Below are 21,136 nucleotides of genomic sequence, written 5' to 3' on the forward strand. Positions count from 1 at the left end.
GCTGTGGCGTCCGATCACGTGTTGAGTCGCCACAGTTCGTACGACAGAACCGTTGCAAAGGAGACCCACAGGAGGTACGGGGCGAGCATCAGGGCCGCACGCCGGTCGACCCGGGCGAACGCGACGATGGTCCCGACGATTCCCACCCAAAGTAACACGATCACGGCGACCGCCAAACCGAGTGCCTCGAGGCCGAAAAAGACCGGCGTCCAGACCACGTTGAGGGCCATCTGTATGGTAAAGATACCGATGGCGAGGGAGCGCCCAGAACTCGAGGATCGCCAGACGAGCCAGAGGGCGAGACCCATGAGGGAGAACAACAGCGTCCAGACGATCGGAAACGCCAGTTCCGGCGGATAGTAGGCAGGTTTTTCGAGCGAGCGAAACCAGGCGCTGTCAGGTGAAAACACGAGCGCCGGACTCGCGCCGATGGCGTTGATGGCGACGACGAACCCCAGCACCTCGAGGACGGTCGCTCGAGACGGCACGCCGCCAGTCGCTCCATCGTCAACAGATCCCATGACCACCGTACGGTTTCTCTGCCCTTACCGTTCACTTTCACCGTGGTATCTCAATCCTTAACCGAGCGGACCGCAAATGAGTGATAATGGCCGCGACGGACGAGAGCCCGCCCTCGATCGAACATCCCCTCCTCGAGTCGGATTTCCTCGAGCGTCGACTCTATCAGTTGAAACTCGCAGGGACGGCTGCAAACGATCACACCCTCGTCTGTCTTCCGACGGGGCTCGGCAAAACGACGGTCAGCCTGCTCGTTACGGCACGCCGACTGGACGAAGTCGGTGGTAAATCCCTCATGCTCGCGCCGACAAAACCGCTGGTCCAGCAACACGCTGACTTCTATCGGGAGGCACTCCAGATTCCCAACGAGGAGATCGTCGTCTTTACCGGTGACGTCAGCCCCGACGACCGGGCGGCGTTGTGGCAAGACGCCACCGTCGTCATGGCAACCCCGCAGGTGATCGAAAACGACCTCGTCGGCTCCCGGGTCTCGCTCGCCGACGTCACCCACATTACGTTCGACGAGTGTCACCGAGCGACGGGCAACTACGCCTACAACTACATCGCCGAACGGTACCACGCCGACGCCACGGACCCGCTCGTCACCGGGATGAGCGCTTCCCCCGGCGGCGACGAGGAAGCAATCCTCGAGGTCTGTGCCAACCTCGGCCTGCGCGAGGTCGAGGTGATGACCGAAGACGACGCCGACGTCGGCGAATTTACCCACGACACCGACCTCGAGTGGGAACGAATCGAGTTGCCCGACGAAGTCATCGAGATCAGGGACGCGCTCAACGAGGTGATTTCCGAGCGCCTCGAGAAGCTGAAAGAACTGGGTGTCGCGCGTTCGACCCGACCAGACCAGTCCCAGAAGGATCTCAACCGGATGCGTGCGGAACTCCAGAAACTCATCAACAACGACCAGTCGGAAGGGTTCAAAGGCATGTCCGTCCACGCCGAGATCATGAAGCTTCGACAGGCGGTGACGCTGGTCGAAACCCAGAGCGTCGAAGCCCTGCGCCGGTACTTCGAGCGCCAGCGAAACCAGGCACGGAGTTCGGGCGCCTCGAAAGCCAGCCAGCGACTCGTGAGTGACCCGCGCGTGCGCGAGGCGATGCGTCGGGCCGAGTCGTTCGACGAACTCCATCCGAAGTATCGAAAGACCCGGATGCTACTCGCCGAGACCCTGGGACTCGAGGGAGGCCAGCGGGTGATCGTCTTCACTGAGTCGCGAGATACGGCCGAAGCGCTGACCGAGTTCTTACAGTCGAGTTTCGACGCCCGGCGGTTCGTCGGGCAGGGCAACCGCGAGGGGTCGGATGGAATGACCCAGACCCAACAACAGGACGTCCTCGACGACTTCCGCGCCGGCGAGTTCGAGGTGCTGGTCTCGACGTCGGTTGCCGAGGAGGGCCTCGACGTCCCCGAAGTCGACCTCGTTCTCTTCTATGAACCCGTACCCACAGCCATCCGGTCGATTCAGCGCAAGGGCCGAACTGGCCGCCAATCCGAGGGGCGCGTCGTCGTGTTGATGGCCGAAGATACCCGCGACGAGGCCTACTTCTGGATCTCGAGACGTCGCGAAAAAGAGATGGAGAGCGAACTGCGCGAACTGAAGGGAATGGCCAGCGACCTCGAGGCCGAACTCGACGACTCCCAACAATCACTGGCCGCGTTCGACACCGGAGCGAAAGTAGACGGAGATGGCGGAAAACCCGGGGATGGAAGCGGGTCCTCGAGTGGAACCCAGGGGGTTAGCCAACAGCCAGGGTTACAGGATTTCGCTGGTGATACCGACTCGAGCGATGACGATGAGCACGATGCTGGCGAGTCCCCAGATGACGAATCGAACGTGGATGGATCCGGGGAAACCGCACCAGCAGCAGACGAACACGGCCAGCCCGAGCGCCACGTCCCCAGCGCCGACGGCGACACGGTCGAAATCGTCGCCGATCAGCGCGAGATGGACGCCAACATCGCTCGTGACCTTTCGAGACGCGAGGAAATCGAGATCCGACTCGAGACGCTCGAGGTCGGTGACTATATTTGCTCCGACCGGGTCGCCGTCGAGCGAAAGTCCGTCGCCGACTTCGTCGACTCGCTGGTCGGCGGCGACCGCTCGGTGTTCGAGCAGGTGGGCGCGATGGCCAGACACTACGCTCGACCCGTGGTCGTCGTCGAAGGCGAAGGCCTCTACGAGCAACGTGACATCCACCCGAACGCGATTCGTGGCGCGCTCTCGAGTCTGGCCGTCGATTTCGGTGCGAGCATCCTCCGAACCGAAGGCGAAGACGACACGACGGAACTGCTGGCGACCATCGCCAAACGCGAACAGCAACTCGAGGACCGCGAGGTATCCGTCCACGGCGAAAAAGGGACGAAAACACGCAGCGAACAACAGGAGTATGTCGTCTCCTCGATTGCCGAAATCGGCCCCGTTACCGCCCGGTCGCTGCTCGAGGAGTTTGGCACGGTCGAGGCCGTTATGATCGCCAGCGAAGACGAGTTGCAGGCGGCTGACGGCGTCGGGACGGTGACCGCCGAGCGAATGCGCGAAGTCATCGGCAGTCCGTACACGGGAGCGGGTGACGGCTCGAGCGCAGGGTCCGATTCGTCCTGACGAACATAGCAGGTAGGGCGTGATGGCTCGAGCGCTGGAACACCGCACCTGACCCGTCGAGAGCCTCGGTGCGGTCGGCAATCGGAACCCTGAGGTATCCGAAGACCGAAGTTTCAATCGAGATGTCGCCCGAGATACCAGACGAGGACCCGATAATCCTCTTCGACGGCGTCTGTAACCTCTGTAACGGGTTCGTGCAGTACATCGCTCCCCGGGACACCGAGGAACGATTTTACTTCGCCTCCCTTCAATCCGACGTCGGCCAGGAACTCCTCGAGCGCCACGACCTGCCGACAGACGCCCTCGAGTCGGTCGTCCTGATCGAAGGTGACGATGTCTACGTCAAATCGGGAGCCGTCCTGCGGACGGCCTACCACCTTGGCCTGCCGTACCGGCTGCTGTGGCCGTTCCGAGTCCTCCCGCGTCGACTTCGTAACTGGGCGTACGATTTCGTCGCCGCCCGACGCTATCGCTGGTTCGGCAAGAAAGACCAGTGTATGATGCCCACGGGCAACATTCAGGAACGGTTTCTCGAGTGAGCAGTGAACGGTCAGTCGTTACTCCCGAAGCGTCGAAAGCGCCGCCGCCGCCTCGTGTGCCGCCTCGAGACATTCTTTTGCCTCTCGCGGATCGTCGGCCTGTGCCCCCGCTCGAGCGAAGCGCTCGAGGGCTGCGACGAGGGCATTTGTGGCGTCGTCGATATCGGCGCCAGGGACTGGATTACCAGCGGGAAATCCGTTGGAAGTGCCCGCAGTCTCGCGCTGTGGCTCACTCGAGGCAGAGCCGGTACCCTGTTGGGATCTCGAAGGCGCACCTTGCTGTGGCTGTCCCTGTTGGGGCTGTGGTGGCTGCCCCTGCTGAGGTTGTTGTGGCTGTTCCTGTTGAGGCTGTGGTGGCTGTCCCTGCTGTGAAATAGCCTCCTGGGGACCATCCGCCGAATCGGAGACCGACTGAGGTGAATTCGCGTGTGCCGGTCCGGAATCCGTTGCCGGATCAGTCTCCGTCTGCGTCTCATCATCAGCTGGTGGAACCGAGGCATCGACACCCTCTGGTCCGCCGTGACAGCTAGGACAGAACGTCGTCCCCTGCTGTCGAAACAGCGGATCGCCACAGGTGTTACAGTGGCTGTTCGTCATCGTCGCACCCTTGAGCAAGAGGTCGCTCATCCGCTGGGTCGCCTCGCGGTCTTGCTTGTCCTTCTCGTACTTCTTGCGAAGTTTTTCGCGCTCGGCTTCCTTGTCGAAATCGCTCATATCCGTGCTATGGACGGGGAACGTCGAAAAAGCTACGACCCGTGTCGCGCCTTGTCCGATGGAGCGACTCGTGAGAAGGACCGCTATTCCTCGAGACGAACCGCCATGCCCCTCGAGGCCGGTTGGACGGGTTCGAACCCCCATTGCTCGTAGAAGCCATCGACGTCGGCGACCAGATTGACGTAGGCGGTGTCGGGTGCGGTCGTCTCGATGTAGCCCCACAGGGCGTTCATGATCGCCGTCCCCAGGCCCCGACCCTGATGGTCGGGATGGACGGCCATATCCGAGATGTGATACACTGCGCCGTCGTCGCCGACGATTCGCCCCATCCCGACGGTCTCGCCAGAGTCCCCGTGGACGACGTGCACCGCGTACACCGAGTTTGGCAGGCCGCGTTCGGCTGCCTCGAGCGACCGCGAGCCCATGCCCGCAGCGTCCCGCAGGGCGACGAAGGTCGCTGGCGTCGGTGGCTTCTCCTCGAGACGATACCCAGGGATGTCCACGAGTGGCTCCTGGCTCGCGATTTCAGTCATGCCTCGAGGGAGGGCGAGCGGGGCGAAAATGCTGTCGAAGCCCGGTTCACAGTCTCGCCGCTGGTGCGAGCCGTTCACTCACCACCCTCGTGAGCCCGTTCGACCGCTTCGACAGCCGCCGTCGGTGACTCGACTGTCGTGATCTCGAGGCCGAGACTACCGACATCGTGGCTCCCGAGGCTCACGAGCGGTCGGTCAGCGATAGCGCCAAAGCCGATTTCGGTGAGCGTCCCCGCGCCCCCAGGCAGGGCGATGACGGCGTCGCCGTTGAGCGGGACCAGAGCGTTTCGAGCGTGACCCAGCCCCGTCGCAATGGGGACATCGACGTAGGGGTTCGCTTCCGTGCGACGACTCGAGGGGAGAATACCGATGGTCTGGCCCCCTTCGGCTTTCGCGCCACGACAGACGGCTTCCATCGTCCCGCCACGACCGCCGCAGACGACGGTGTGGCCGCGCCGAGCCAGTTCCCGACCCAGCGCCTCGGCTCGAGTCGCCTGTTCGTCCGTGATCGAACCGCCACCGATAACGCTGACGCGCATGCAAGAGAGCGCGTCGCGAGTCCACAAGGCTGGCTCGGTTTGACCGCATCATCGATTCGTTCGGCTGGCCTCGAGTGTCGCCAGTCCTGAACGATGGCCGACGGGCGTGCTCCTCGAGGTGAAAACGGGGTGTCTCGAGGGGACAAATTGGCAATTTCCGACGGATTTAACGCCTGGGCAGGCAAACCTCCACGTGGTATGACGAAAGTTAGCGTGATCGGCGCGGCTGGCACTGTCGGTGCGGCAGCGGGGTACAACATCGCACTGCGCGGGATTGCAGACGAACTCGTCTTCGTCGACATTCCGGACATGGAAGACACCACGGTCGGGCAAGCGGCGGACGTCAACCACGGCGCGGCCTACGACTCGAACACCGTGATCCGCCAGGGCGACTACTCGGCGACCGAAGGCTCCGACGTGGTCGTCATCACGGCCGGTATTCCCCGCAAACCCGGCCAGACGCGTATCGACCTCGCCGGTGACAACGCCCCCATCATGGAAGACATCGGCTCCTCGCTGGCGGAGTACAACGACGATTTCGTCACCATCACGACCTCGAACCCCGTCGACCTGCTGAACCGTCACCTCTACGAGGTCGGCGACCGCGCTCGAGAGCAAGTCATCGGCTTCGGTGGCCGACTCGACTCCGCGCGCTTCCGGTACGTGCTCTCCCAGCGCTTTGACGCCCCCGTTCAGAACGTCGAGGCGACGATTCTCGGCGAACACGGCGACGCACAGGTACCCGTCTTCTCGAAAGTGCGCGTCGACGGCCAGGACCTCACCTTCGACGACGACGAACGCGAGGAAATTCTGAACGAACTCCAGACCAGCGCGATGAACGTCATCGAGAAGAAAGGCGCGACAGAGTGGGGGCCAGCCACTGGCGTCGCCCACATGGTCGAAGCCGTCATCCGCGACACCGGCGAAGTCCTCCCCGCCAGCGTGAAACTCGAGGGCGAGTTCGGCCACGAGGACACCGCGTTCGGTGTCCCGGCCAAACTCGGTGCCAACGGCGTCGAGGAGGTCGTCGAGTGGGACCTCTCGGAGTACGAGCGCAACCAGCTCGGCGAAGCCGCCGAAAAGCTGACCGAGCAGTACGAGAAAATCGCCTGAGAGCGACGAACGGCGGTTTTCACCGGGAGGCTAGCGTCTCGTTTTCGTTGCGTCGCACTCGAGTGTGTCAGTTACATTACGACATATTCAATAGTTGATGCTTCGAAATAGATAGTAAACAATATCATAGGCGTAGCTAATAGTATTGATAGCATAGTTATTCGATCCAATTATTGGAAGGGGAGCGAGGCAGTCAGGGGATCAACTGCTCGCCCTCGTCGTCGTAAATCGTGATCGCATCGACCGGACAGGTCCGGGCCGCGAACTTCGCATCCAGTTCGTCTCCTTCGGGGACCTCACGGACGAACACGCCGTCTTCGGCTTCTTCGGACTCGAGCAACACCGCCTTCCCCGCCGACTTATCCTTCTCGAACTCGCTCCACTCGACGACACACTGGTACATACCGATGCAGGTATCTTCGTCAAATTCGACTTTCATGCTTGCTGATTTGGCTGGCAGGACTAAAGCGGTGACGGGTACCCGCTAGAGTCGTGCTAGCGGACCAGCAGAGGGAACTCGAGCATAGGTTTTTGGTGCCAACGCGGCAAGCGATAGCCAGACAATGTCGACAGTCGGGTTCGGGCTGTTGCTCGGGGTCGCAATACTCACCTGTTTTTCCATGGCGTGGGTGCTCGGGGCGAACAGCAACTCGCCGCCGTTTGCTCCCGCAATCGGGGCGAACGCCATCTCGACCATGCAAGCCGCGTTCGTCATCGGGCTGCTCGCTGCCGCGGGCGCGCTCATGCAGGGCGGCGCCATCTCCGAAACGGTCGGCCAGGACCTGATCGACAACGCCGACATCGACGCCCTCGCCGCCACCGCCGGCCTGCTGACGGCCGCCGGCTTCATGGCCGTCGGCATCTACACCCGCTATCCCATCCCTGCCGCGTTCGCGACGACGGGCGCGATGGTGGGGGTCGGCCTCTCGCTCGGCGGCGACCCCGCGATGGCGACCTACCAGCGGTTGGGGCTCTTCTGGCTCATGGTTCCGTTCATGTCCGGCGGCCTCGCCTACACGACGGCGATCATGCTTCGTCGGGATGACGTACCAGAAACCATCGGGGTTCCCCTGCTCGCGGGGCTGGTCGGAATGATCATCGCGAACATTCGTCTCGGCGTGATTCCCACACCGGCCGGCGACCAGGGAACCGTCGCCGAATTCGTCTCCTGGCAACTGGGGTCGCCCCTGCCGGTCGCGTCCAACTACGATATCGTGATGGTGCTGGTCACCATCGCCTTCGGCCTCGGCAGCTTCTACTGGGTTCGGACGCAAATTCAGGCCTCTATCGAGGGGGGTATCCGCTCGTTCCTGCTCGTGCTGGGCGGCATCGTCGCGTTCTCCTCCGGCGGCTCGCAGGTCGGCCTCGCAACGGGACCGCTCGACAACCTCTTTCGCGTCCAGCTCGGCCTCCCGGCGATCACCCTGCTCGCCCTGGGTGCCAGCGGGATTCTCGCCGGCGCGTGGATGGCCGCCCCGCGACTCCTGCAGGCGACCTCTCGAGAGTACGCCCAACTCGGCGTTCGCCGCTCCATCGCCGCGCTCGTCCCCGGTTTCGTCATCGCCCAGCTAGCGATCGCCCTGGGCATTCCCATCTCGCTCAACAACATCATCCTCTCGGGAGTCATCGGCAGCGGCCTCGCTGCTGGCTCCGGCGGCGTCTCGAAAGGGAAGATACTCTTCACCGTCGGCTTCTGGCTATTTACGCTGTTCTCGTCGGTCGCCGTCGGCTTCGGCGTCTACCGCGTCTTCGCGTTCGTCGTCGGCGGGTGAGACGGCCTGTCGGTGCGCGCTCGAGACCGATAGTTGAGCGAAGACGGCGTCTCGAGCACACAAGGTATGCATCACGGCGAGGAAGCCAGTTCACAGCACGATCGAGATGACGGCAAAGAGGATGAGAACGCCCGTAATGTCACAGACGTTGGTCACGACAGGGATCGTCGTGTCGTCGGGATTGTACCCCAGTCGAAACGACGCCGAGACCGACAGGAGGCTCACGACGACGACGAACAGCGACAACAGCGTGCCACTCACGAGCGAAATCGTCAGCACCTCGAGCAGCGTGAGCGATCCCCCGAGAACGCGGCCGATAGCCCACGCGGCAACGCCGACGAGTGTGAACACGGTGAGTCCGAGGCCCAGGACCGCAGCCGAGTTCGTGCGGACGTCCGAGTTGTCGAGGGCGAGTTCGAACGTGCCCAGATGCAGTTGCGTGGACAGTCGAGAGCACATGATCGAGCCGAGGTTTCCGGCGGTCCCGATCTGTACCGGAACCAGGATCAACAGCGCCGGATTCGTTAGCAGCACTTCTTCGAACGACTCGAGGACCGAGCCCGAAACCATCTGCAAAATCGAGAGGCCGGCGAGCAACGGCACCATCGTGGCGACCATGTGGGTGATCGTCCAGTCGTCGCCAAGGGGGCTCTCGTCTACAGGGTCTGCTTCTTCATCGTCTTTCCCGGCGAGCTCGTCGTAGAACTCTCCCAGCGTGTCGCTCATGCCCGAGAGGTCGTCGCCGGAGTAGCTGTCTCTCATCGTACCCACCTCATAGCACCAACCCCACGAGATAGATCGCAACCAGGAGGAAAAAGACCCCGAACACGTCACCGAGTGTCGTAACCAGTGGGCCGACGATGTTGTCCGGGTCCAGCCCGCGACGGTAGCCCACGAAGACGACGGTCACCAGCACCGACAGCATGAGGAGCGCCGAGAGAAAGCCTGCGATGAGCATAATGCCGACCAACTCGACCAGATTCCCACCGCCGCCGGTGAGCGCCAGGACGGCGAAGGCAATGACGGCGATGAACGCGGAGACCACCATCCCGTTGATGAACGAGGCGATAACCGCGTTCGAGAGGCGCTCGTCGAGGATGAACTCCGGCTCGATCAGCCCCTGGTGGAGCCCGCTCGAGAGCCGTGCACCGAGCGAGCCGTAGACGCCGCCTCGAGTCGCCAGGAAGGCGGGCAAGAGAACGAGGATGCCCGGCACCTGTTCGATACCATCACGCATCGTCTCGCTGCCGAGGATCGTGCCGGCGAACAGCCCGGCAACGAGACTGACCAGGACCACGGGCAGTGCGCGTCGATAAATTTCGATGGCGTCCGCCCATTCGCTCATATCGATCAATTGTGCGCTCGCCGTATATGAATGCGTGTCACTCGAGGCCGTGAAAATATCACTCGAGGTCACAAAGATGTCACTCGACGACGGTGACCGGAACCGGCGCTCGATTAGTGACCGTCGTCGTGATATCGCGCCCGAGCAGCCGACGGACGAGCCAGTGCCCGTCCTCACCACTCATGACGACGTGATCGATGTCGTGCTCGCTGGCGAACGCGGGGACGACCATGCCGGGGCGGCCCGTTTCGACGACGATATCGACTCGAGCGGGGAGGTCGGTTCGCTCGCCATCCGACCCGACTTCGCCGCCACCCGACCTGGTCCGTTCGACTGACTCGGCTCGCTCGCCTGCCGCCTCAAGCAACCGTCGTGCTCGCTCGCGTTCGGCAGCTTCTCGCTCGTCTTCTCGCTCCAGAATCCCGCCCTCACTCAGCCGTGCGCCGATCGGAAGGACCACGGCGAGGACCGTGATCGAGGCGTCCGGAAACCGCTCGAGCGCGTACTCGAGTGCCTCCTCCTCACGAGGGCGTCCAACGAGCGAGACGAGGACGTCGGACGGACTGCGCATACGCCACCGTTCGGGCGGCCCGTTCAAGGGTTTATCGCCACTCGAGACGACAGTTTAAACCCGAACACGCCCAAACGACGAGCAATGAACGCCGAGGACCTGTCGGGACTGCCCGACGGCGCTGTCGATCACTTTCGCGAGGAGGGGGTCGAGTCGCTGTACCCACCACAGGCCGAGGCCGTCGAGGCCGGCATCTGTGCGGGCGAGAGCCTCGTCGCCGCCGTCCCCACGGCAAGCGGAAAGACGATGATCGCCGCACTCTCCATGCTATCAGCCATCGAACGCGGCGGGAAGGCGCTCTACATCGTCCCCCTGCGAGCGCTCGCCAGCGAGAAAAAGGCCGAGTTCGACGCGTTCGAACGGTTCGGCGTGACGACGGGCGTGACCACCGGCAACTACGAATCGACCAGCGACTGGCTCGCCACCAAGGACCTGATCGTCGCGACCAGCGAGAAAGTCGACTCGCTCGTGCGAAACGGTGCAGATTGGCTCACCGACCTCACCTGTGTCGTGAGCGACGAGGTGCACCTGATCGACGACCGCAACCGGGGACCGACCCTCGAGGTCACCCTCGCAAAGCTCAGACAGCTCAACCCCGCGTTGCAGGTGATCGCCCTCTCGGCGACCGTGGGCAACGCCGACGCCATCGCCGACTGGCTCGACGCCGAACTGGTCGACAGCGACTGGCGACCCATCGACCTCGAGATGGGGGTCCACTACGGCAACGCAATCCAGTTCGAAGACGGATCGAACCGTGAAGTACCCGTCGAGGGCACCGAAAAACAGGAAGCCGCCTTGCTCCGGGATATCCTCGAGGAAGGTGGGTCCTCACTGGTGTTCGTCAACTCGAGACGGAACGCGGAGGCCGCGGCTCGACGACTGGCCAAGACGAGTGGGAACCATCTCACGCCAGAGGAGCGCGACGACCTCGCCGCCCTCGCCGACGAGGTGAGAGACATCTCGGATACCGAAACGAGCGAGGAACTGGCGACCTGCCTCGAAGCGGGGTCGGCCTTTCACCATGCTGGACTCGCCAATGAGCACCGGTCGCTGGTCGAGGACGCCTTTCGCGACCGACTCATCAAAGTAATATCAGCGACGCCGACGCTCGCCGCCGGCGTCAACACGCCCGCTCGCCGGGTCGTGGTTCGTGACTGGCGGCGCTTCGACGCGAGCGCCGGCGGGATGGCCCCGCTCTCGGTCCTCGAGGTTCACCAGATGATGGGGCGAGCGGGCCGACCCGGTCTCGACCCCTACGGCGAAGCCGTCTTGCTGGCCAAAAGCCACGACGAGATGGACGAACTGTTCGAGCGCTACGTCTGGGCCGACCCCGAGGAGGTCCGATCGAAACTCGCGGCCGAACCCGCCCTCCGGACGCACGTGCTGGCGACGATCGCGTCAGGGTTTGCAAACACCCGCGGCGGCCTGCTCGAGTTCATGGCCAACACCCTCTATGCCAGCCAGTCGACCGAGGCGGGCCGTCTCGAGCGAGTGACCGACGACGTGCTCGCCTATCTCGATCGAAACGACTTCATCGAACGCGAGGGGGGCGAGGTTTCGGGTGTGACGGCCGAATCCGAATCTGACGACGACCCCGGTGGCTTCGTCTCCGCAGCCACGATGGCAGCATCCGAGGCGGCGGCAAACGACGTCGAACTCCGGGCGACCAATCTCGGACACACAGTCTCACGGCTGTACCTCGACCCCATGAGCGCCGCTGAAATCGTCCACGGCCTCGAGAGAACCGACGAGCGCCCGACCGCGCTCGGCCTCTACCAGTTGATCGCCCGCACCCCGGACATGTACGAACTGTACCTCCGTTCGGGAGACGATGAGACCTACGGAGAACTGTTCTACGAACGCGAGGCCGAACTGCTCGGGGACGCACCGAGTGAGTACGAAGACGCCCGTTTCGAAGACTGGCTCTCGGCCCTGAAAACCGGGAAACTGCTCGAAGACTGGGCCGACGAAGACGACGAATCCAGGCTCACGGAACGCTACTCGGTCGGGCCTGGCGACCTGCGGGGCAAGGTCGACACCGCCGAGTGGCTCCTCGGGGCCGCCGAATCGCTCGCGGCCGAAATCGGCAGCGAGTGGACCGTCGCGGTCCGCGAGGCTCGAGCGCGCGTCGAACACGGCGTCAGGGAGGAACTACTCGAACTCGTCGGCATCCGCGGTATCGGTCGGAAACGCGCCCGCCAGTTGTATGCGGCGGGACTGGAGACGCCAGCCGACCTCCGCGAAGCCGACAAATCGCTCGTCCTCGGTGCGCTCAAAGGGAAGAAGACGGCCGAGACCATCCTCGAGAACGCCGGCCGGGACGACCCGTCGATGGACGGCGTTTCGCCAACCACGACGGGGGCCAGTGACGGCGGTACCGCCAGCAGCGAGTCGGAAAGTGACGAAAGCCACCGTTCCGACGATGACCGAGACGACCACGAATCACAGGCGTCGCTGGGTGATTTCTGATGGAGCTACGCACAGCCGAACTCGACATCGACGACCTCGAGAGCTTCCTCGAGACGGTCGATTCCGTGGCGACTGCCCACGACGTGACGGTACAGGCCTTCGACGCGAGCTACGTGGCCGGCCGCCGGCACCTCGAGCGGGCGGTCGAACTAGCTGACCGCGCAATCGCTCGCGGCGAGAACGTCGCCCGCGATCGAAGCGTCGAAATCCTGTTGTACGCCGCGGGCCGCCGGCAGATCGACCGGGCCCTCGAGATGGGCGTCTCACCGGGCGAGACGCGAGCCGTGTTCGTGATCGACGGGGCTGGCGACGAGGCTGCCGCGGCGGCTGCTCTGTGCGAGCGACTGGACGGCGAGGGCTGGAAGTCACTCGAGAGGGAGACGGCAGGCGACTCCGACGACCCCTTCGAATGGCGCGATAGCGCGACCATCGAGTCGTTTTTCGACATCACCGAAGCCGAGCGGGCGGCGACTGACGCCGACCTCGAGACGCTGATCTGTGAGCGGGTGGCACTGCTCGAGGTGGAAAAGTGAGGGGTGACGGTAACGAAAAATGAGTGACAAACGTACAGACGCCACGACGGAAACGCCGACAGCGGCCGAGACCGATATGAACGATATACTGGTGGACGCGGCCGTGAAGGGCGTTATCGTGTTGGTCGTCTTGCTCGCCTTCCAGTACGTCAGTCGCGGGGAGGTGACCCTGCCGATAGCGGTCGGAGCCGCCGTCGGCTTTTTCGTGGTCCAGACGAGCGTGGAGTACTATCGACTACGTCGCTGATCGGCCGACGCGTCATACTGTCGGACAAAAGTCTGTGAACACCCGCTCGAGTGCGATCGGTGTGTGACCCGTTTTGTCTGGCAGTATCACTCGCCGGGGAACTCCTCGGGATCCTCCCGTTCGTCGAGCACCCACTCGAGTTCCGCGATCGCTCGGAGGAGTTCGACCTCGAGTTCGTCCGCCACGGGCGAGGCCGGCGGATCGTTCTCGTCGTACCACGTTTCGAGGCGCTCGAGTCGCTCGCGGATTGCGGCTTCCGATTGCATACACGTGTGTTCGAACAGCGCCACAATATACTCTTGTGTCCGGCCGCGGTAGCCACCGTATGCCACGACTCGAGGAGCCGGTCGAGATCGGCGGCCTGACGATACCGAACCGCCTCTATCGCGCGCCCGTCCTCGAGTGTGCGGGCAACGGGCCGGACGCCGTCGACGCGCTGATCGAGGACCTCGAGCCGGCGGCCGAATCCGGGGTCGGTCTGCTCTGTCAGGGCGCGACCATCGTCCGCGGCGAGGGCGGCTGTGCCGCGCCGGGCATGACGCGAGTCCACGACTCCGATTTCGTCTCACAGCTCTACAGGCTCACCGACCGCATCCACGACCACGGGAGCCGAATTTTCGTCCAACTCGAGCACGGTGGCCTGCGGAGCATGGAAACCTGGCACGCGGGGTTTCGATCGGATAATCCAGGCCTCGAGCAACTGGCCGTCTCCGCGCTCCCCTGGCAGTTACGCGCGCTCGACGCCGTCGGGTTTCTGGAGTACGACCCGCACGTCCTCTCGACGGACGAGGTGTACGATCTCGCGGCCGATTTCGGGGCCGCAGCCGCCAACTGCGCCGACGCCGGCTACGACGGCATCCACCTCTCCGGGGCGAACATGGGCATCGTCCAGCAGTTCCTCTCACCCTTTTACAACCGCCGCGAGGACGAGTTCGGTGGCTCGCTCGAGGCCCGCATGCGGTTCCTCGAAGTCGTCCACGACGAGATTCGCGACCGGGCCGGCGACGTTCCGCTCATCACCAAAGTGCCCGCCGAGCGGCCCGCCCCGCCGTGGCCGGTCGTTCGTCGAAAGCTCTCGCTCGAGGACGGCGTCGAGATCGCTCGTCGACTCGAGGCGGTCGGCTACGACGGCGTCGTGCCGGTCGAGACCTCCGTCGCCTGGGACATGAGCATCGTCAGGGGGTCGTTCCCGAAGCGGGCGTGGGAGAACGAGGCCCTGCGAGAGAAATACGACGAGGCGTTCGGGAGTGCGTGGCGTCGCCGACTCGTCGCCGCGGGAAACCGCCTCGAGTCGTTCGTCTACGATTTCGATCCCGCGTGGAACGAGACGTTCTGTCGGCGCGTCCGCGAACAGGTCTCGATACCGGTGCTGGCCGAAGGCGGGATCCGCGAACGCGGTCAGATGGACCGCCTGCTGGGCGGGAGCCAGGGGGCCAAATCCCCGGCCTGCGACATGGTCGGGATGGCGCGACCCTTCTACGCGGAGCCTCGACTCGGCGCGCGATTGCTCGAGGACGACCCCGACGCCCCCACGGACCCCACCCGCCGCGTTATCTGTGAGAACTGCAACAACTGCACGGTCCCGCAGGTGACCGGCGCGCCCGGTATCTGTCGAACTCCCTCCGTCCTGCGGACGCGCGGCGAACTCGAGCGGGCAGGGGCGTACGTCCGAGAGCCGGGCGAACGCCTTTAGGCCCGTCTACTGTATCCCCGGCCAATGACCGCGAGTGCAGTCTTATTCGACATGGACGGCGTCCTGGTCGACTCCGAAGATTACTGGGTCGAACTCGAGCGAGAGCGACTCCTCCCTGAAGTCGTCCCCGACGGGAACGTCGACGTGCGCGAAATCACCGGTATGAACTACCGAGAGATCTACGACTACCTCGAGGCGAATTACGACGTCGCCGTCTCCCGCGAAGGGTTTCTCAAGCGGTTCGAAGAAACGGCACAGGAACTGTACCACGAGCGAGTGAGTCTCCTCGAGGGCGTTCACGACCTGCTGGCCGAACTCGAGGAAGAGAACGTGGCGCGCGCGGTCGTCTCCTCTTCGCCACACGACTGGATCGATATCGTCCTCGAGCGATTCGACCTCGAGGAGTCCTTCGATAGGGTCATCAGCGCCGAGGAGATCGACGGTCCCGGAAAACCCGAGCCAGATATTTTCGAATACGCCGCCGACCAACTGGGCCTGGCTCCCGAAGAGTGCGTGGTCGTCGAGGACTCCGCCCACGGTATCGAGGCCGCGATTCGCGCCGGAACGATCTGTATCGCCTACGACATCGACGCCCACGACGGTATCGACTACTCCGGCGCAGACGCCGTGGTCACCACGCCCGCGGCGCTTCGAGAAGCGGTGCTCGAGCAGGTCGAAAAGTAACGTTAGCGGTCGTGAGAAATCGGTTCGGAGGAGGTGTTACACCACGTCGACGACCCGCGTCTCCTCGCACGGGACCAGCGGTTCGTCGGGGAACGCGACGCTGATAGTGTACTCGAGTTCGTCGGCGTTCGCACCGAAGACGCCGATCGGAACGGTCGTCCGATCACGCAAATAACAGGTCGTCGCCGTCATCTCGACCCCGTTGACGGTCACGCGGATGCCCGCCGTACTCGGTTCGCCGACGTTACGAACGATAACCTCGTGGACGGTGCTTTCACCCGTGGTGACGGAGTCGGGGAACGAACCCCACTCGAGTTCGACCGCGGGAAGCGTCTGTGCACCCTCGTAGATTCGCTCGGCGATGCTATCGCCCAGCCCCGCCCGGACCAGCCCCTCGACGCCCGCCTCGACGACGTCGCCGGGTGTCGCCAGCCCCTCTTTGGCGAGTTTGCTCGCCCGACCCGAAGCCACGCCGTCGATCGCCGTCAGTCCGACCGCGTCGTCGGCGACCCCGTTTTCGATCCGGGCCTCGAGTCGTCGGGCGAGATTCGCGTCGTGAGCCGTTCCGAAGCGCTCGAGAAACGCCCGCAGGGCTGCGAGCAATCGCAGGGCATTGCGCCGGATGACCCAGGCGTCGCTGCGCAGGTCCGGCGGCGTGTTGCCGTTGGCCGCACTGCGGAGGATGGCGAGCACCTTCCGCTGGCCGGCATCGAGTTCCGGGGTGTTTCGGCCGACCAGTACGGCGTTGATGGCGTCTCGTTCCGACTGACGTGCCGACACCGAGTCGAACTCCGTCGCGCTCGCGACGGTCTCGAGGATGTCGTCGGCCTCGAGCGTTGCGGTATCGTCCGCAGTACCAGTCTCCGAGTCGGCACCGCTCGAGCGATCACACAGGTTCGCGAACCCGACAGCCGTCTCGAGACGAAGGTAGTACGTCGAGGCCAACACCCCGCGAGGCGTCGCTTCGACCGACAGTTCGGGTCCCGTTTCGACGAATCCCTGTTCGACGAGGCCCTCGAGACAGTCTCGAACCCGCCGGCGGAGGTTCTGGAAGTCGTAGTCGTCTGGCCGGGACTGACCGCGGACGTAATAGAACGTGGTCTCGAGCCAGTCCATCACGTCCTCGAGGTCGGTGATGGTTCCCATCGCGATTTCGGCGTTGAGATGCGTCGCCAGGCTGTCGGCCAGTCGGGATTCGATCTCCTTGCCGTCTCTGAGCAGACGGCGGTAGGTGTCTGCGTCGGCCGTATCACAGACGACCCAGCCGTAGCCAACGTCGTCGTAGCCCGGCCGTCCAGCGCGCCCGAGCATCTGTAACACGTCGAGGGGACTCATGTCGACTTCGCCCTCCAGCGGGTCGTGGTACTTCGTATCCCGAATCACGACACAGCGAGCGGGAAGGTTGACCCCCCAGGCGAGCGTCGAGGTCGAAAACAGTAGTTCGATTTTCCCCTCCTTGAACCACTCCTCGACCAGGTCCTTGTCGTTTTTCGAGAGGCCCGCGTGGTGGAAGGCGACCCCGTCGAGGGCGGAGTTACGAAGGGTATCGTTCTCGAGGCGTTTCGTCTCGGTATGAAAATCGTAGTCGCCCCGGGCCCCCATCGGAATGTCTCGCTCGCCGATTTCGTCTCTGGCCTTTTTCGCCGCCTGCACGGTATCCTGCCTCGAGGCGACGAACACGAGCGCCTGGCCGTCCTCGCGAAGGTGCGGTTCGGCGAGGTCGAGCGCCCGGTACAACCGCCGGTACTTGTCCGCAAAGGTGTTCTCGCCGTGGGTGTAGGTTTTGACCCCGGCGTTGAGGTCGACGGGCCGATACTCGTCGCCGAACTCGAAGGTGCACTCGGGCGGGGAATCGAGCCACGCAGCCACGTCGTCGATGTTGGGCATCGTCGCCGACAGGGCCACGACGCGCGGGTCACAGAGTCGTCGAAGCCGAGAGATCGTGACCTCGAGGACCGAGCCACGCCGGTCGGCATCCAGCAGATGCACTTCGTCGATGACGCAGACGTCGATGTCCGTAACGAACGAATACCGGGGCGAGTCGTGTTTGCGCGTCGCCGAGTCGAGTTTTTCGGGTGTCATCACGAGGATGTCCGCCCGCTCGGCGCGGCGCGGGTTCAGGTCGCGTTCGCCGGTGACGACGTACACCGAGTAGCCGAGGGACTCGAAGCGCTCCCAGTCGGCCTCCTTTTCGTTGGTCAGGGCGCGAAGCGGCGCGAGAAACAGCGCCGTCCCGTCCTCGGCTAGGGCGTTACAGATTGCCAGTTCTGCGAGCGCGGTTTTGCCCGAGGCAGTTGGCGCGCTCGCGACGACGTTGTCAGACCGCTCGAGCAACGCGGGCAACGCCTCGCGTTGCATCCGGTTGAACGACTCGAAGGCGAAGGCGTCAGCAAAGTCAGGTAGAACCTCGGCGACCTCCATCACTCGGACACGGGGTGTGCCCGGTGAAAGGCGTTTCTGTCGCGGCCGACGATGTCAAACTGATTCTTGGAACAACCGAGACACTCGAGTGAAGGGGTCCCGTTCGAGTGTTACAACCCTTCCGGAAGTCACGATTCCTCGCGCTCCCGTTCTCGCCTCGAGCCACCCTCGAGCTGTTCGTTGAGCACGCCAGCCGCACGTTCTGGCCGTGGCGTGTACCGAAACGTGAGTTCGGGGTCGGCCGAACCCGCCGTATAGACGGTCAGTTCACCGTAGCCGAGCAGCCGGCCGAAGTAGCTCTGGCGCAAACTCGTGTTCTGTATCCGGTCGAGACGGAACTGTGTGACGTTCCGAGCGATGACACCGTGTTTTCGATACAGTTCACCCGAGGTGATGACGTAGCGCGTGTTCGTCCAGAAGACGTACGCCACGAGGACGACCCCGAGGCCAACTCCCGAAAAGACGAGCCCCGTCGCGGTCACGAGTTCGTTGCCGTTGGTCGCCGTCCAGACCAGAAAGACCAGACCGAACAGAATCAGCCCGCCCCCGAGCGGGAGTCGCCACCCCATCGAAATCGGATGCGGACGGCTCTCCCAGACGACCTGTTCCCCGTCGGCGAGGTGGAGCCACGCCGCGTTATTCCCCTCTGACATGTACCGGGCTACCACCATCGATCATAAAACGACTGGGGCGTTTCGCACCCGGCGAAATGCCCGTGGTGCGGGATCATTTGACTTTCGAACACGGACCCACTCGGGTACCTCCTCGAGTTTAAATACGAACCCGCGGCCAGCACAGCCATGATCAGCGACTCGATCCGCGTCATCGCCGGGGACTGTACGGTCATCGCCGACGGCACCGACCGCAGCGAATACCGCGGGCGCGTGACGACCATCGTCAAGCCCGACAACACTGTCCTCGTCCACGACGTCGACGGCTACCAGCCGGTCGCCTGGCTCACTCGAGCCGACAGCGTCTCGAGCGACCGCTCGGATGGGTTCACCCTCGTCGCCAAGAAGGACACCCAGACCCTGCGCGTCGCCGCCCACGACCAGGATGGCTTCGGGACGTACCCCGCCTCGAGCGCCGGCATCCCCGTCGGCACCTGCCCAAACGACGACTGCACCGGCGTGCTCGTTCGCTCGAACGGCGTCCACTGTGTCGACTGTGGTGAGCGCTATGCGATTCCGAACGACGCGACGATTCGCGACGAGCGCTGTTCGTGTGGCCTTCCACGGATGCGCGTCGAACGGGGACTCGCCTTTCACGTCTGTCTCGACCGCGACTGTGAATCACTCGACGACGCCGTCACCGAGGCCTTCGGCCGCGAGTGGGACTGCCCGGAGTGTGGGAGCGACCTCCTGATTCTCCGACGCGGCGGGCTGATCGCCGGCTGTGAATCGTACCCCGAGTGTGAGACCGGCTACGTGATCCCGACCGGCGTCGTCGACGGCGAGTGTGGCTGTGGCCTCCCAACCTTCGACACCGGGCACGGCCGGCGCTGTCTGGATGCGACCTGTGCTCGACTTGAGGAACGCGATCGAACCGCTCGTGACGCCCTCGAGGGGGAAGAAGCGGTCGTCGAGAAGTGACGAAAGGGGCCCGAACAGTGTCGAGATCGACGGTGTCGAAGCAACCCTCGACCCGGTATTCATACGATGGCGACCCGCAATTCGCAGGCGCTTTGTGCCCGGCCACACAGGTTCGCGTATGACACTCGAGGGTCGATTCGACGGCGACGTGGTTCGCGTTGCAGGTGACGCTCGCCAGCGATTTCACGACGCTCGCGGCTACGGCTATCCGCTCGAGGGTAACGAAATCGCGCTCGCGCCGGTCGAAGCCGCCCACCTGTTGTATCGTGGGGATATCGCTGTCGTCGATACGCGGTCCGGTGGCGCCCAAAACCTTGGGTTTCGCGACTTTCTCGCAGGCGATCACGGACCCGACTTCGGCGTTCGGTTTCTCGTCTACGCCGACCTCCGCTCGCGTGGGTTCTACCTGACCCCGGCCAGGGAACCGTGGCTCGAGGACCCACCAGATGCGGCGTTTGCCGTCTTTCCGCGCGGTTCCGGGCCCGGAGATGGCGAAATCGAGTACGCCCTGCAGGTCGTCGGCGAACGAACCGACCTGTCAGCGACCGACCTCGCGGCGGGCGCACTCGCCGTCGTCGACGAAGAGAGCGAGATTACCTACTTCGAGGTGAGTACGCCCGAAATTAGCGGCGATAGCGCGGCGGCGTTACCAACGGGGGTCGACGCCGACTTGCTCGAAGACCGTGTCGTCGTCTGGAACCCACCGGAGACGCTGTACGAACGCACGTTTTACGGCCAGCCACTCGAGGGGAGAGAGTACGACCGACCGACGCTCCAGTGTTCGTTGCTCGAGGCAGCCCACCTCAGCCGGAACGGCGCACTCGAACTGGAGCCCGAACGGGTACTCGAACGTGGCCGGACCGTCGAAGGCGATCGATTCGACCGCCGGTTGGCGGTGTACACCGCACTGCGAGAAGCAGGAGTCGTCCCGAAAACCGGATACAAGTTCGGGGCCGACTTCCGCACGTACGCGTCCGTCGAAAGCGTCGACGACCTGGGCCACTCGGAGTTGCTGATCAGGGTCCACCCGAGCGAGCACGTCTTCGAGCCCCGAGACCTCGCGCTCGACGTTCGACTCGCCCACGGCGTCAGAAAAACCATGGTGTTCGCACTGGTGAGTTCCCAAAGTGGTGCGGAGAACCGGGCGGATTCGATAACCTGGCTCGCACTCACTCGACTGACCCCATGAAGTGACGGTGTTGTGAACATACTCGGTTGGGCAACAGGTATAT

Annotated in this window: 22 protein-coding genes; 11 read left to right on the forward strand and 11 right to left on the reverse strand. The window is 63.9% G+C overall.

Annotated features, from left to right (window positions below; all coding sequences use genetic code 11):
• Positions 1–14 precede the first annotated feature (14 nt).
• Entirely contained in the window at positions 15–521 is a 507-nt protein-coding gene (locus NLK60_RS09760; RefSeq protein WP_254807607.1) for a TspO/MBR family protein, read from the reverse strand.
• Positions 522–607: 86 nt separating this feature from the next.
• Here NLK60_RS09760 and NLK60_RS09765 point away from each other — a divergent pair, with 86 nt between their 5' ends.
• Together NLK60_RS09765 and NLK60_RS09770 are read left to right on the forward strand one after the other, a co-directional pair.
• Positions 608–3,139 carry a DEAD/DEAH box helicase gene (locus NLK60_RS09765; protein WP_254807608.1) on the forward strand — a complete coding sequence of 844 codons (2,532 nt, stop codon included), beginning with the start codon at positions 608–610 and terminating at the stop codon, positions 3,137–3,139.
• Positions 3,140–3,261: 122 nt separating this feature from the next.
• Positions 3,262–3,678 (forward strand): thiol-disulfide oxidoreductase DCC family protein, encoded by a 417-nt coding sequence (locus NLK60_RS09770; RefSeq protein WP_254807609.1) that lies wholly within the window; start codon positions 3,262–3,264, stop codon positions 3,676–3,678.
• An 18-nt stretch (positions 3,679–3,696) separates the two neighbouring features.
• Here the strand turns inward: NLK60_RS09770 and NLK60_RS09775 are convergent, their stop codons facing one another.
• The 3 genes from NLK60_RS09775 to NLK60_RS09785 form a co-directional block, all read right to left on the reverse strand.
• Entirely contained in the window at positions 3,697–4,392 is a 696-nt protein-coding gene (locus NLK60_RS09775) for an Sjogren's syndrome/scleroderma autoantigen 1 family protein (RefSeq protein ID WP_254807610.1), read from the reverse strand.
• Between the two features lie 83 nt (positions 4,393–4,475).
• Positions 4,476–4,925 carry a GNAT family N-acetyltransferase gene (locus NLK60_RS09780; protein ID WP_254810459.1) on the reverse strand — a complete coding sequence of 150 codons (450 nt, stop codon included), beginning with the start codon at positions 4,923–4,925 and terminating at the stop codon, positions 4,476–4,478.
• Between the two features lie 74 nt (positions 4,926–4,999).
• On the reverse strand, positions 5,000–5,464 hold the full coding sequence (locus NLK60_RS09785; protein WP_254807611.1) for a TIGR00725 family protein: 465 nt from the start codon (positions 5,462–5,464) through the stop codon (positions 5,000–5,002).
• Positions 5,465–5,662: 198 nt separating this feature from the next.
• On the opposite strand from NLK60_RS09785, the gene mdh reads away from it, so the two are divergent.
• Positions 5,663–6,577 (forward strand): malate dehydrogenase, encoded by a 915-nt coding sequence (gene mdh, locus NLK60_RS09790; protein WP_254807612.1) that lies wholly within the window; start codon positions 5,663–5,665, stop codon positions 6,575–6,577.
• A 193-nt stretch (positions 6,578–6,770) separates the two neighbouring features.
• Here the strand turns inward: mdh and NLK60_RS09795 are convergent, their stop codons facing one another.
• Positions 6,771–7,016 (reverse strand): ferredoxin, encoded by a 246-nt coding sequence (locus NLK60_RS09795; RefSeq protein ID WP_254807613.1) that lies wholly within the window; start codon positions 7,014–7,016, stop codon positions 6,771–6,773.
• A gap of 124 nt (positions 7,017–7,140) precedes the next feature.
• On the opposite strand from NLK60_RS09795, the gene NLK60_RS09800 reads away from it, so the two are divergent.
• Positions 7,141–8,349, forward strand: a complete 1,209-nt coding sequence (locus NLK60_RS09800) for an inorganic phosphate transporter (RefSeq protein ID WP_254807614.1) — start codon at positions 7,141–7,143, stop codon at positions 8,347–8,349.
• A 90-nt stretch (positions 8,350–8,439) separates the two neighbouring features.
• On the opposite strand, the gene NLK60_RS09805 is transcribed toward NLK60_RS09800, so the two are convergent.
• From NLK60_RS09805 to NLK60_RS09815, 3 genes are all read right to left on the reverse strand, one after another.
• Positions 8,440–9,075, reverse strand: coding sequence for a magnesium transporter (locus NLK60_RS09805; RefSeq protein ID WP_425499076.1), 636 nt, complete (start codon positions 9,073–9,075; stop codon positions 8,440–8,442).
• Between the two features lie 46 nt (positions 9,076–9,121).
• Positions 9,122–9,694, reverse strand: a complete 573-nt coding sequence (locus NLK60_RS09810) for a magnesium transporter (RefSeq protein ID WP_254807615.1) — start codon at positions 9,692–9,694, stop codon at positions 9,122–9,124.
• 79 nt (positions 9,695–9,773) lie between these two features.
• The gene (locus NLK60_RS09815) at positions 9,774–10,265 is read right to left on the reverse strand and encodes a universal stress protein (protein ID WP_254807616.1); all 492 of its coding nucleotides are present in this window, start codon (positions 10,263–10,265) and stop codon (positions 9,774–9,776) included.
• A gap of 84 nt (positions 10,266–10,349) precedes the next feature.
• Here NLK60_RS09815 and NLK60_RS09820 point away from each other — a divergent pair, with 84 nt between their 5' ends.
• Genes NLK60_RS09820 through NLK60_RS09830 form a run of 3 tightly spaced genes read left to right on the forward strand, consistent with a single transcriptional unit; the run spans position 10,350 to position 13,514 of the window.
• Positions 10,350–12,734, forward strand: coding sequence for an ATP-dependent DNA helicase (locus NLK60_RS09820; RefSeq protein ID WP_254807617.1), 2,385 nt, complete (start codon positions 10,350–10,352; stop codon positions 12,732–12,734).
• Complete coding sequence (gene cgi121 / locus NLK60_RS09825) at positions 12,734–13,267, forward strand: KEOPS complex subunit Cgi121 (RefSeq protein ID WP_254807618.1); 534 nt, start codon at positions 12,734–12,736, stop codon at positions 13,265–13,267. The genes NLK60_RS09820 and cgi121 overlap by 1 nt, the downstream gene beginning before the upstream one ends.
• A 19-nt stretch (positions 13,268–13,286) precedes the next feature.
• Positions 13,287–13,514, forward strand: a complete 228-nt coding sequence (locus NLK60_RS09830) for a hypothetical protein (protein WP_254807619.1) — start codon at positions 13,287–13,289, stop codon at positions 13,512–13,514.
• Positions 13,515–13,600: 86 nt separating this feature from the next.
• On the opposite strand, the gene NLK60_RS09835 is transcribed toward NLK60_RS09830, so the two are convergent.
• The gene (locus NLK60_RS09835) at positions 13,601–13,780 is read right to left on the reverse strand and encodes a hypothetical protein (RefSeq protein WP_254807620.1); all 180 of its coding nucleotides are present in this window, start codon (positions 13,778–13,780) and stop codon (positions 13,601–13,603) included.
• Between the two features lie 59 nt (positions 13,781–13,839).
• On the opposite strand from NLK60_RS09835, the gene NLK60_RS09840 reads away from it, so the two are divergent.
• Positions 13,840–15,207 carry an oxidoreductase gene (locus tag NLK60_RS09840; protein WP_254807621.1) on the forward strand — a complete coding sequence of 456 codons (1,368 nt, stop codon included), beginning with the start codon at positions 13,840–13,842 and terminating at the stop codon, positions 15,205–15,207.
• Positions 15,208–15,231: 24 nt separating this feature from the next.
• Positions 15,232–15,891 (forward strand): HAD family hydrolase, encoded by a 660-nt coding sequence (locus NLK60_RS09845; protein WP_254807622.1) that lies wholly within the window; start codon positions 15,232–15,234, stop codon positions 15,889–15,891.
• 36 nt (positions 15,892–15,927) lie between these two features.
• Here the strand turns inward: NLK60_RS09845 and NLK60_RS09850 are convergent, their stop codons facing one another.
• Together NLK60_RS09850 and NLK60_RS09855 are read right to left on the reverse strand one after the other, a co-directional pair.
• The gene (locus tag NLK60_RS09850) at positions 15,928–18,312 is read right to left on the reverse strand and encodes a DEAD/DEAH box helicase (RefSeq protein ID WP_254807623.1); all 2,385 of its coding nucleotides are present in this window, start codon (positions 18,310–18,312) and stop codon (positions 15,928–15,930) included.
• Positions 18,313–18,440: 128 nt separating this feature from the next.
• On the reverse strand, positions 18,441–18,965 hold the full coding sequence (locus NLK60_RS09855; protein WP_254807624.1) for a PH domain-containing protein: 525 nt from the start codon (positions 18,963–18,965) through the stop codon (positions 18,441–18,443).
• Between the two features lie 147 nt (positions 18,966–19,112).
• Here NLK60_RS09855 and NLK60_RS09860 point away from each other — a divergent pair, with 147 nt between their 5' ends.
• Complete coding sequence (locus NLK60_RS09860) at positions 19,113–19,904, forward strand: endonuclease NucS domain-containing protein (RefSeq protein WP_254807625.1); 792 nt, start codon at positions 19,113–19,115, stop codon at positions 19,902–19,904.
• A 118-nt stretch (positions 19,905–20,022) separates the two neighbouring features.
• Entirely contained in the window at positions 20,023–21,093 is a 1,071-nt protein-coding gene (gene endA / locus NLK60_RS09865; RefSeq protein WP_254807626.1) for a tRNA-intron lyase, read from the forward strand.
• Positions 21,094–21,136 lie beyond the last annotated feature (43 nt).

This window comes from Natronosalvus amylolyticus, assembly GCF_024298845.1.
Lineage (GTDB): Archaea > Halobacteriota > Halobacteria > Halobacteriales > Natrialbaceae > Natronosalvus > Natronosalvus amylolyticus.